Annotated in this window: 11 protein-coding genes; 7 read left to right on the top strand and 4 right to left on the bottom strand. The window is 27.4% G+C overall.

The window, feature by feature from the left end; translation table 11 throughout:
• Positions 1-108: 108 nt before the first annotated feature.
• Together M3Z80_RS07495 and M3Z80_RS07490 are read right to left on the bottom strand one after the other, a co-directional pair.
• Positions 109-303 carry an aldo/keto reductase gene (locus M3Z80_RS07495; protein WP_293918923.1) on the bottom strand — a complete coding sequence of 65 codons (195 nt, stop codon included), beginning with the start codon at positions 301-303 and terminating at the stop codon, positions 109-111.
• Between the two features lie 1,193 nt (positions 304-1,496).
• Complete coding sequence (locus M3Z80_RS07490) at positions 1,497-1,970, bottom strand: septal ring lytic transglycosylase RlpA family protein (protein WP_293918922.1); 474 nt, start codon at positions 1,968-1,970, stop codon at positions 1,497-1,499.
• 286 nt (positions 1,971-2,256) lie between these two features.
• Between M3Z80_RS07490 and M3Z80_RS07485 the strand changes: the two genes are divergently transcribed.
• Together M3Z80_RS07485 and alaS are read left to right on the top strand one after the other, a co-directional pair.
• The gene (locus M3Z80_RS07485) at positions 2,257-2,757 is read left to right on the top strand and encodes a hypothetical protein (RefSeq protein ID WP_293918921.1); all 501 of its coding nucleotides are present in this window, start codon (positions 2,257-2,259) and stop codon (positions 2,755-2,757) included.
• A 58-nt stretch (positions 2,758-2,815) separates the two neighbouring features.
• Positions 2,816-5,425 carry an alanine--tRNA ligase gene (alaS, locus tag M3Z80_RS07480; protein WP_293918920.1) on the top strand — a complete coding sequence of 870 codons (2,610 nt, stop codon included), beginning with the start codon at positions 2,816-2,818 and terminating at the stop codon, positions 5,423-5,425.
• Positions 5,426-5,543: 118 nt separating this feature from the next.
• On the opposite strand, the gene M3Z80_RS07475 is transcribed toward alaS, so the two are convergent.
• Entirely contained in the window at positions 5,544-6,452 is a 909-nt protein-coding gene (locus tag M3Z80_RS07475) for a TIGR01777 family oxidoreductase (RefSeq protein WP_293918919.1), read from the bottom strand.
• Between the two features lie 220 nt (positions 6,453-6,672).
• Between M3Z80_RS07475 and M3Z80_RS07470 the strand changes: the two genes are divergently transcribed.
• The gene (locus M3Z80_RS07470) at positions 6,673-7,215 is read left to right on the top strand and encodes an RNA polymerase sigma factor (RefSeq protein ID WP_293918918.1); all 543 of its coding nucleotides are present in this window, start codon (positions 6,673-6,675) and stop codon (positions 7,213-7,215) included.
• 15 nt (positions 7,216-7,230) lie between these two features.
• Positions 7,231-7,848, top strand: coding sequence for a hypothetical protein (locus tag M3Z80_RS07465; RefSeq protein WP_293918917.1), 618 nt, complete (start codon positions 7,231-7,233; stop codon positions 7,846-7,848).
• 442 nt (positions 7,849-8,290) lie between these two features.
• On the opposite strand, the gene M3Z80_RS07460 is transcribed toward M3Z80_RS07465, so the two are convergent.
• Entirely contained in the window at positions 8,291-8,989 is a 699-nt protein-coding gene (locus M3Z80_RS07460) for an ABC transporter ATP-binding protein (RefSeq protein ID WP_293918916.1), read from the bottom strand.
• Between the two features lie 81 nt (positions 8,990-9,070).
• Between M3Z80_RS07460 and M3Z80_RS07455 the strand changes: the two genes are divergently transcribed.
• The 3 genes from M3Z80_RS07455 to M3Z80_RS09825 form a co-directional block, all read left to right on the top strand.
• Positions 9,071-9,898, top strand: coding sequence for a prephenate dehydratase (locus tag M3Z80_RS07455; protein ID WP_293918915.1), 828 nt, complete (start codon positions 9,071-9,073; stop codon positions 9,896-9,898).
• 1 nt (position 9,899) lies between these two features.
• Complete coding sequence (locus M3Z80_RS07450) at positions 9,900-10,355, top strand: CvpA family protein (RefSeq protein WP_293918914.1); 456 nt, start codon at positions 9,900-9,902, stop codon at positions 10,353-10,355.
• Positions 10,352-10,898, top strand: a 547-nt coding sequence (locus M3Z80_RS09825) for a DUF3413 domain-containing protein (protein WP_366519870.1), incomplete at its 3' end; no start/stop codon positions are given. The genes M3Z80_RS07450 and M3Z80_RS09825, both read left to right, overlap by 4 nt.

Below are 10,898 nucleotides of genomic sequence, written 5' to 3'. Positions count from 1 at the left end.
AAATACTAAATTTTTACTTCTATTTTTTGCAGATACGCGAGGAATCTGATTTCTAAAATCACTAGTATCGAATTGGGTGTTTTCATTAATAGTTCCTGTTAAAAATACCTATCCTAATGGACTTAATGGCACTAAACAAATTTCCAATTCTTCAAGTGTAGGAATAATTTCCTTTTCAAGCTTTCTATAAAATAAGGAATATTTACTTTGTAAAGTAGTTACTGGCTGAATAATATGTGCTTTTTTAGTAGTCTCTATGCTGGCTTCAGATAATCCTAAATATTTAATTTTACCTTCTTGCATCAAATCTTTAATAGTCCGGTTTCATCTTATATAGGAACAGTTTTATCTATTCTATGCTGATAATAAAGGTCTAAATAATCCATTTTTTCAGTCTTTTAAATGAACCTTCTAATGCTTTATACTTTGTCTGAGTAAGAATTTTTCCATCTAAAAATATAAATTTGAAATTATTATTTTATTTTTAAAGTATTTTACTGCTTAATCCACAACCTCTACATTGGTAAATGGACTGTAAACCTCGCTATATCAAAAAAAAATATGCTGATTGTAGTAATTTTATAGCATTCTATTTATTTGTGGAAGGTCTCAATCCATGACTGAGTCCCACACATCCTAGTCCTATTTCAGAAACTTCAAGATTATTTTTTTTCTAACTTTCTTGTATTCGTATAAAATATTTAAAAATCAAGTTTTCTTTACATTTGATTTCACGGACAAAATTTCGTTCAAGCTTATAAGAAAATTAGATGAATTGAAACTGTTAATCCACTAGTAAATGTTATAGATTTATCGAAATCCAAACTCATTCCTTCTCATACTTTCAATAATAGCGTATATGGAATATTTTTTAAAGAATCTAAAATGTGGATAATTGAAATATGGAAGAAATAATTATGATTTTAAAGAAGATACTTTAGTTTTCATTTCTTCAAGACAAATAATATAAGTTAAATCTAAAGCTACTACATGTACACCTAAGGCTGGTCATCATTATTTCATCCTGATTTAATTATAGGTACTCAACTAGGAAAGGAAATAATAAAAATACTCCTTTTTCCTATGACACTAATGAAGCCTTACATTTTTTGACGACGAAAAACAAATAGTTTTAGAATGTCTTAAAAATATAAATTCTGAAATAGACCAACCTTTAGATAAACATAGTAAAACGCTTATAACTTTTAATATAGAATTATTATTAAATTATAGTTCTCGTTTATTTGATCGGCAATTTGTTACACGAGACCCAATTAATAAGGGTATAATAGAAAAGTTTAAAAAAAATTATTTATAGAAATATAAATTAATTTTTATATTCCATTTTTTATTATTAAAAATAATGAGTTTTAAATTCAATATAATTTTCAATTAATAAAGTTATCATAAAAGATAAAATAAGATATAAAAAAAGCTCCGATTTTCTATAAACCGGAGCTTTTTATACCATATAAATTAAATATTTCAACCTCTATTTATAATATCTCATAATTAACATTTATTACCCCATTATTTAGGTTAGTTAATTCTGCAAAGGCAGCTTTACTTAAATCAAATTCTCTTTTAGGCACAAATGGTCCACGATCTGTAATACGAACAATAACTTCTTTACCATTTTTAGGATTAATAATTTTAACTTTAGTTCCAAATGGTAAAGTTTTATGTGCAGCAGTAAAATCATACATATTATACCTTTCTCCACTAGAAGTTAGCCTTCCATGAAATTTCCCTCCATACCAAGATACCCGTCCAGATAAAGTTGATTTTTCAGTAGAATCATTATTTTCTTTATAAGTATTACTTGCTAAAGTGTCGCTTTTGTAATTTATTTTAATAGTGTCGCTTGGAATATTAGAAAAGGTAGAAGCCTCTGCTAATTCTTCGTTGTGGAAAATCGTAAATGATAGTGACACTAATAAAATCATTAATGCTAAAGTTACTTTCTTCATATTTTAGTTTTACTCATTGATTATGCAAAATTACAACCTCAAAATCTAAAATAAAGTTACCATTATATTCATTGACCAGATATGTATTAAGTCAAACTTCTGCATTTACGATAAATAAAGGGTTTAGATAAGCTTGTTAAAAAAATGTTAAATTATCTTGATTTTGTTAATTTTTTTTGCTTTTCATAATAAAATAGATTTTCATATTAAAAAATGATTCCTTTATTAATAAATAAATATAAATATATATTATTACTTTTGGCAAAATAAATGTAACTATATAATAATGAAAAAAAACTTATTTTACTTTCTAATCTTTTTAGTTGTTATATCCTGTAATTCTATAGATGAAAAGAAAAATATAAAAGCTGTAGAAGAATTTTATAAAATATATGCTCAGAGAGATGATGCAAAAAAACTGATGAGCTTTTATTCTGATTCGCAACCTAAATGGGTTGATGCCGTTTCTCAGTCATTAATAGAAGGTAAAAATAATATTTTGGAAATGTATGAAACAAGCTGGAAAGATAAAAACTTTAAAAAACATCAGGATTATCCTGAAAGCATAATTATTAATGAAATTGTTTCTAATGATAGTATTGTTGCGGTAAGCGGACGATATAATCCTTATTATTATAATGAAAAATTAATACCGGAAATGAATTTTACTTCCTGGATATATTTTGATAAAGAAGGTAAAATTAAAAAACAAATTGAGTGGATGCAATATACTTTAAATGATTTAAAAGATATTATAAATTTCAAACAAAATGCAGAAATAAATTAATTTTATAATACGAAATTGTAAAATTATTATTTTTGTAGCTCCTAAACCAAGTAGTAAAATGACTTCTAAAGAAATACGAAAAACTTTTCTTGATTTTTTTAAATCTAAACAACATAGTATAGTACCTTCAGCTCCGATAGTTTTAAAAGATGATCCTACGCTTATGTTTTCCAATTCAGGAATGACTCAGTTTAAGGATTTTTTTCTCGGATACAAAGAACCTAAAAATAAAAGAACCGCAGATACACAAAAATGCTTACGAGTTTCAGGAAAGCATAATGATTTGGACGATGTCGGAAAAGACACTTATCATCATACCATGTTTGAAATGCTTGGAAACTGGAGCTTTGGAGATTACTTTAAAAAAGAAGCTATTGAATGGGCTTGGGAACTTTTAACAGAAGTTTTTGCTATTCCTAAGGATCGATTATATGTAACCATTTTTGAAGGAGATAACGATGAAAGATTAGACAGAGATTTAGAAGCGTATAACTTATGGAAAGAACATATCTCTGAAGATCGTATTCTTTTAGGAAATAAAAAAGATAATTTTTGGGAAATGGGAGAAACGGGTCCTTGTGGACCTTGTTCTGAAATTCATGTGGATATTCGTTCTGATGAGGAAAGAAAAAAAATTGATGGTAAAGATTTAGTGAATAATGATCATCCACATGTTATAGAAGTTTGGAATCTTGTTTTCATGGAATTTTTACGCAAGGCAGATGGAACCTTGGAAAAATTACCTAAAAAAAATGTTGATACGGGAATGGGCTTTGAAAGGCTATGTATGATCTTACAAGGCAAAGATTCAAACTATGATACTGATGTATTTCAACCCATAATTAAAAAAATTGAAGAAATATCCGGACTTACCTATGGAGATAATGCCAATGTTGATATTGCTATTCGTGTATTAGCAGATCATGTTAGAGCCATTGCATTTTCCATAGCTGATGGCCAATTACCTTCAAATTCAGGGGCAGGTTATGTAATTAGGAGAATTTTAAGACGTGCCATCGGATATGCTTATAGAGTTTTGCAAATAAAAGAGCCTATATTACATAAATTAGTTCCAGTTATAAATACGCAAATGGGAGATTTCTTTCCGGAAATTTCAAAACAGGAAAAACTTATATCAGAAATAATAAAAGAAGAAGAGATAGGCTTTTTACGAACTTTGGATCAAGGCTTACAAAGGTTAGCAAACTTTATGGAAAGCAATCCCGGATTAAAAGTAATTCCAGGCGAGGTTGTTTTTGAATTATATGATACCTATGGATTTCCTTCGGATTTATCCAGAATCATAGCAGAAGATCATGGAATTTCCATCGATGAAAAAGGTTTCAATATGGAAATGAATAAACAGAAAGAACGTTCAAAATCTGCTACAAACTTTAAAAATTATGATTGGGTAATTTTAGAAGAAGATGAAGTAGAAGAATTTGTAGGATATGATTTTCTTGATACTCATGTCAAAATAACACGATATCGAAAAGTTGAGAATAAAGAAGGTGTATTTTATCAATTAGTATTTCAAATTACGCCGTTTTATGCAGAGAGTGGAGGACAGGTAGGAGATATTGGGTATATTGAAAATTTAAATGAAAAAATTGAAATTCTAAATACTAAAAAAGAAAACAATTTAATAATTCATACCGTAAAAGAACTTCCAAAATATCCAGAATTTCCTTTTCATGCAATAGTGGACATCAAACGAAGAGAGGCAATTACTAAAAATCATTCTGCTACGCATTTATTGCACGAAGCTTTGCGTGAAGTTTTAGGTAAACATGTAGAACAAAAAGGTTCCTTTGTTGGTCCAGAATATTTACGATTTGACTTTTCACATTTCAGTAAAATGAGTTCTGAAGAAATACAAGAAGTGGAAAAGATTGTCAATACTAAAATATATGAAAGGTTGGAATTAGAGGAGAATCGAGCCGTACCATTTAAAAAAGCTTTAGATATGGGAGCTATGGCTTTATTCGGTGAAAAATATGGAGATTTAGTGCGTGTTATTAAATTTGGAAATTCAGTGGAACTGTGTGGGGGAACTCACGTAAAAAATACACACGAAATCATATTTTTTAAAATCATGAGCGAATCCTCCAGTTCAGCCGGAGTAAGGAGGATTGAAGCCATAACAGGAGAAACAGGGATGAATTTCCTTAAAGATCAATTTAGCCAGTATGATCGATTAAAAAATTTTTTAAAACAAACCGACGACCCATTAAAATCAATTGAAAAATTATATTTAGAAAATGATCAGCTAAAAAAACAAGTAGAGCAACTAAATAAAGAAAAAGCCAACCATGAAAAGTTAATTTGGAAAAATTCAATAAACGTTGTAAACGGAATAAATTACATTGGATTAATAACTGATCTAAATGCAGCATCGGTAAAAGATTTAATTTTCCAACTTAAAAAAGAAATATCTAATTTATTCATAATTATTGGTACTAAGACAGAACAAAAACCTACTTTATCTTTAGGAATATCCGATGACCTATTGAATTTAAAGAATCTTCATGCAGGCACTATTATAAGAGAACTTTCTAAAGAAATTAAAGGAGGAGGTGGAGGACAGCCCTCATTTGCAACGGCTGGTGGAAGTGACACATCAGGCTTAGAAAATGCTATCAATAAATCATTAAATTATTTACAATAAAAAATAAATAAATATAATTTTTGTGCTCATTTTTATCAAATGGGCACATTTTTTAAAAAAAAATTATTTTTTATAATCGTTATTTAATATTATTTCATATAAAATATGTTTTTTTATACTATAACAATGAATCTAAACTACTACTTAAATCAGGATAACTAAAAACAAATCCTGCATTACGTATTTTTTCAGAAGAGATTCTACTTCCTTCTAATAATAAACATGACATTTCTCCAAATAACAATTGTAATAAAAAACCGGGAATATTGGGTAAAAACAATGGTTTGTCCAGCTTTTTAGCAATAGCTCTTGTTAACTCTTTATTTGTTATATATGAAGGCGCCACGGCGTTAAAAGTTCCTTGCAAATTTTCATTAACTAGTGCATATTTGAATATAGAACATAAATCCTGTAAATGTATCCATGGAATATATTGTTTACCGGTTCCTAAATTTGCACCTAAATAATATTTCACAGTTTTTTTTATAATTTCCAATACTCCTTTTTTATTTTTGGATAATGTAATACCCGTTCTAATCTTAACTACTCTCTTAGCAACACCATGTGAGTAAAAATCGTCCGCTGCCATTTCCCATTGGTAGCAAATATCACTCAAAAAATCATGGGCCTTAGGATCGGATTCCGTATAAATTTTATCTGTAGTTTTTGCACCATAATATCCGCTTGCAGAACCACTTATAAATGAAGATATTGTTTGTTTCCTATCGATAATTTTTTTTAAAAGCAGACGGGCTGAATCAATACGACTTGATAAAATTACTTTTTTTCTTTCAACTGTCCATCTTTTATCCGAAATCCCTGCTCCGGCAAGATGTATAACGTGATCAACTTGATCCAAGGCAGAAGTATCCATACTTTGTTTTTCAATATTCCATTCAAATTCATTACTTTTAGTTTTGTTTCTTGTAAGATATCGAAGGGAATAATTATTTTCAAGCAGTGAGGATAATTGCTGTGCCACAACTCCGTGAGCTCCTGTAATTAGCACAATTTCTTTTTGATTCATTTTTTTGTTTTCAATTATTATAAAAATTATATTATCTTGACAATGAGAATTTATATTAATTTTTTTCATAAAAAACATAACAAATAATAGACCGTTACATCAAAAAAACAAATATGATCACATTATTTAAATAAAAAAATGAAAGTACAAATACTCATAAAAATTTTAATGAATAATAAACTTTTCCAATTGTCTTTTGTCTAAATAATAAGAAATAAAAATGGAAGAAACAGAACTTTTACTTCTTTTGAAAAAAGATGTTAATAGTGGATTTAGGCACTTGTTAAAACTATATAGTCAAGTCATATATTGGCATGTACGTAAAATTGTTTATAATCATGCTGATGCAGATGATATAACTCAAAATGTTTTTATCAAAGTATTTCAAAATTTAGATAGCTTTAAGAGAAATTCAAGTCTTAAAACATGGATATATAAAATTGCTACTAATGAATCGATCAATTTTCTTAACAGCGCAGCACAGAAAAAAAATATAAGAAACGAAGAACTGGTAATGCAGTTGTCTTCTCATCTTAAAGATGATAATTTTTTTAATGGAGACGAAATACAGTTCAAATTACAGCAGGCTATAGCTAAATTACCAGAAAAGCAGAGAATCGTATTCAATATGAAATATTTTGATAATATTAAATATGAAGAGATGTCAGAAATATTGGAAACTTCCGTAGGAGCATTAAAATCATCTTATCATCATGCCTCAAAAAAAGTTGAGCAATTTCTATTAGAAAATATTGAAAATTAGTTAATTAAGACACAAATGCAAAGAAATATAAATAGTAAATCTAACCCTTTTAAAATTCCAGAAGATTATTTTATACAACTGGAGAAAAATGTTTGCTTAAAAACAATTGAAAAAATTAATTCCAAAAATCCTTATATAACACCTATAAATTATTTTGAAAACTTAGAAGATAAAATTTTATTAGCAACGAGCAAGAATGATGACAAATCAAAAAATACACTTGTAATAAATCAAAAAATATATTGGATAGCAGCAGCCGCATGTTTATTCTTAGCAGTTTCGTTGGGAATTTATCTAATGAATAGCCCTTTTAAAAATCAATCATTGCCTTTAGCTAAAATTCAGGATCAAAGTAATAATACTATTTCAGATAATTTATATATGTTTAAAAATGAAGATTCAGCAATGTCATCCAATATATCCTCAAAAATCAATAGTGAAAAAGAGATAATTACAACTAATAATGTAAGATCATCCAAAATAACAAAAGAAAGAAAACAAATAAATGAAAAGGTTTATGAGCATGAAGTAGTTACTTCATCTAATGTTATTTACGATTTATACTTAACTAATGATGAAGTAAACAACTTATACGATGAAGAAATGTATCAAGACGATTTTATTTTATTTTAAAATTAAATTTCTATTAGAAATAAAAACGCAGTAACTCATTAAAATCAATTGTAATCGCTGTTAATAAGCATTCTTTAAGTTTTCAGCAAACAAGCCGGTAACCTGTCTTCCCCCAATTTCGATGACTGTAATTGATTACGATTCTAAAATATCTATACTTTTTCAAATACACTCTTCAATCCTATAAATTATTGGATTGCTATCTTTGTCTTTTTCTGAATACCGTATAAATCTCATTAATTGATACGAAATTAAGGGGGGCATGGACTTGATGTAGAATTATTCGAATACATATCTTATTTTCTTGAACTTATTCCCATATAAACGGATGAAAATAGTAGTGAGATAGAACTTTAATAATAATTAAACCAAAGTATAAATTTAAGTTTATTGTGTGTCAATCGATTTTCTGTCGGTCCTTTATTTTAAAATAATTAAAAAATTAGGAATGGGTATACTCAAAAAAGGCTTCTTCTAAAGTTGAATATTTACCTTTAAACTCTTCAATGCTTCTATCTTGAATAATAGAGCCTTTATTTAAAAGTATTACTCTTGAGCATAAAGCTTCTACTTCTTGCATTATATGAGTGGATAAAATAACGGTTTTCATTTGTCCTAATTCTTGGATCAATTGTCTTATTTCAATTATTTGATTAGGATCCAATCCATTGGTTGGCTCATCTAAAATTAAAATTTCCGGATCAAATAGAATTGCTTGGGCAAGTCCCACGCGTTGTTTATAGCCTTTAGATAATTGACTAATTTTTTTATTTTGTTCCTTTTGTAAGCCAACCTTTTCAATCACCTTAGAAATTCCATCGATAGTTGTTTTATGAATAGCTGCCACAAAATTTAAATATTCTTTTACATACATATCCATATATAAAGGATTATTTTCGGGAAGATATCCGATTATGGATTTGGTTTTAAAAGAAAATTTTTGAGTATCCATATCATTGACTAAAATACTTCCCTTATCAAATGAAAGCGATCCCGTTATAGAACGCATAATAGTTGTTTTACCTGCACCATTAGGACCTAATAAACCAACAATTTCTCCTTGCTTTATTTCCAAAGAAATATTATTTAATGCAACTTGTTCCTTATATTGTTTAAATAGATTTTGTATTTTTACAGACATTTTAAAAGAATAATATTTAAAATTGATGTAAATATAACACTATTAAAATAAAAAATAAACACCGTTTATTACCAATCATTTATGAAATCAGTATCAATACAAGGAATAAAAGGCTCTTTTCATCATGAAGCCGTAAAAAACTTTTTCCAAGATCAAAATGTGGAAATAATTGATAGTCCCACCTTTAAATCGGTAGTGGAAGATGTGATAAGTGGTAAAGCAAATTACGGGATGATAGCTATAGAAAATTCAATCGCCGGAGCAATTTTACCAAATTATAGTCTAATAACTAAATATAAGTTACATATTATTGGAGAAGTTATTTTACCAATTAAACTTCATCTCTTAGCGTTACCAGAAGAAACTTTAGATTCTATTTACGAAGTTAGGACGCATCCAATGGCTTTATTACAATGTGAAAACTTTCTAGAACAATACCCTAATTGGAAGTTATTATCTAAAGATGATACGGCTACTTGCGCTTATAATATCAGCTTAAATAAAATGAAAGGTATTGCCACTATTGGATCAAAATTGGCAGCTGAAATGTATCATTTAACCATATTAAAGGAAAACATTCACGATGTTTCAGATAATTATACGCGATTTTATCTATTAGCAGCATCACCTCAGAAAATAGAAAATTTTTCTAAAGCATCCCTTTATTTTACTACCGATCATACAATGGGAAGCTTGGCGAGAGTATTGAATATACTTGCTAAATATAAAATAAATATAACTAAAATTCAATCTGTACCTCTTAAAGGATCTATTTTTCAATATTCTTTCCATGCGGATATTCTAACCAATGGAGAAAAAGACGATAATTATTACAAAGCATTAGAAGAAATCAAACAAAATACAGGTTTTTTAAATGTTTTAGGTGAATATAAAGAATATAAGGTTTAAAATGCAATATGATTATATTTTGTTAGGAGGTACTGTTATTGGTGCTTTTTTTGGGTATTTTAAAGGTTTTTTAAAACAAATTTCATCATTTTTAGGCCTCGCATTAGGATATGCATTTTCTTCACTATTTATATCTGAATTTAACGATTTATTATTAAGATATGGATTAATATCTAAAGAAACTTCCTTATGGGTCAGCTATATATGTATTTTTCTAATAATTTTTGTAAGCACGATTATTTTATCTAAATTAATGGGAACTATTTTAAAAAAATTAGGTTTAGATTTTACAAACAAAATTGCTGGTATAATAGTAGGAGCTATAAAATATTTTTTTATAATTATGATTGTTTATTGTTTTTTACACTATTTAAATTTTATAAATAAAGAAAATAGTTCACAAAATTTAATATACTTTATATCATTTTTTAAAACGGTTATTTTAAATATTATATGAAATCAAAAATATATTTTACTGCAAAACAACTGTATTTAGCAAATTTAATCAATCTAATTATACTCTTTTATTTAGGAAAAAATTATTTGAAATACATTGAAAACTTATCCGGTTTTATATCCTATATTTACGTATCTATTTCATTTGTAACTCATTTTTTTCTAATAAATTTTATTCCGCTATTCGTAAGCTTGATATTTTTGTATAAGATTAAATCTATACTCTTATCTAAAATAATTTTTAGCTTATTATCTATTTTTACCATAATATATATACAAATTGATGTAACCGTATTCAGTCAGTTTAGATACCATTTATCCCCAATAGTTTTTAATTTGGTTTTTGGAAAGAGAGCCACGGATATTTTCTATCTTTCGACAGTAAATATTATAATATTCATAGCTTTTATAGTAGGACTTATATTATTGGAATTACTGATATTCTATATTTCCAACAAATTAGCAAAAAAAATAGTTACAATTAATGTTAAACTGACAGCAATAATAATTATCTTACTTCTTTTATGTTCAAACTTTTTATATG

The organism is Apibacter sp. (assembly GCF_025291155.1).
GTDB lineage: Bacteria > Bacteroidota > Bacteroidia > Flavobacteriales > Weeksellaceae > Apibacter.
This window is presented reverse-complemented; position numbering and strand designations above follow the sequence as displayed.

Coding starts and splice junctions, on each gene's coding strand:
- M3Z80_RS07495 (WP_293918923.1), bottom strand. CDS start 303: ATGCAAGAAGGTAAAATTAAATATTTAGGATTATCTGAAGCCAGCATA.
- M3Z80_RS07490 (WP_293918922.1), bottom strand. CDS start 1,970: ATGAAGAAAGTAACTTTAGCATTAATGATTTTATTAGTGTCACTATCA.
- M3Z80_RS07485 (WP_293918921.1), top strand. CDS start 2,257: ATGAAAAAAAACTTATTTTACTTTCTAATCTTTTTAGTTGTTATATCC.
- alaS (WP_293918920.1), top strand. CDS start 2,816: ATGACTTCTAAAGAAATACGAAAAACTTTTCTTGATTTTTTTAAATCT.
- M3Z80_RS07475 (WP_293918919.1), bottom strand. CDS start 6,452: ATGAATCAAAAAGAAATTGTGCTAATTACAGGAGCTCACGGAGTTGTG.
- M3Z80_RS07470 (WP_293918918.1), top strand. CDS start 6,673: ATGGAAGAAACAGAACTTTTACTTCTTTTGAAAAAAGATGTTAATAGT.
- M3Z80_RS07465 (WP_293918917.1), top strand. CDS start 7,231: ATGCAAAGAAATATAAATAGTAAATCTAACCCTTTTAAAATTCCAGAA.
- M3Z80_RS07460 (WP_293918916.1), bottom strand. CDS start 8,989: ATGTCTGTAAAAATACAAAATCTATTTAAACAATATAAGGAACAAGTT.
- M3Z80_RS07455 (WP_293918915.1), top strand. CDS start 9,071: ATGAAATCAGTATCAATACAAGGAATAAAAGGCTCTTTTCATCATGAA.
- M3Z80_RS07450 (WP_293918914.1), top strand. CDS start 9,900: ATGCAATATGATTATATTTTGTTAGGAGGTACTGTTATTGGTGCTTTT.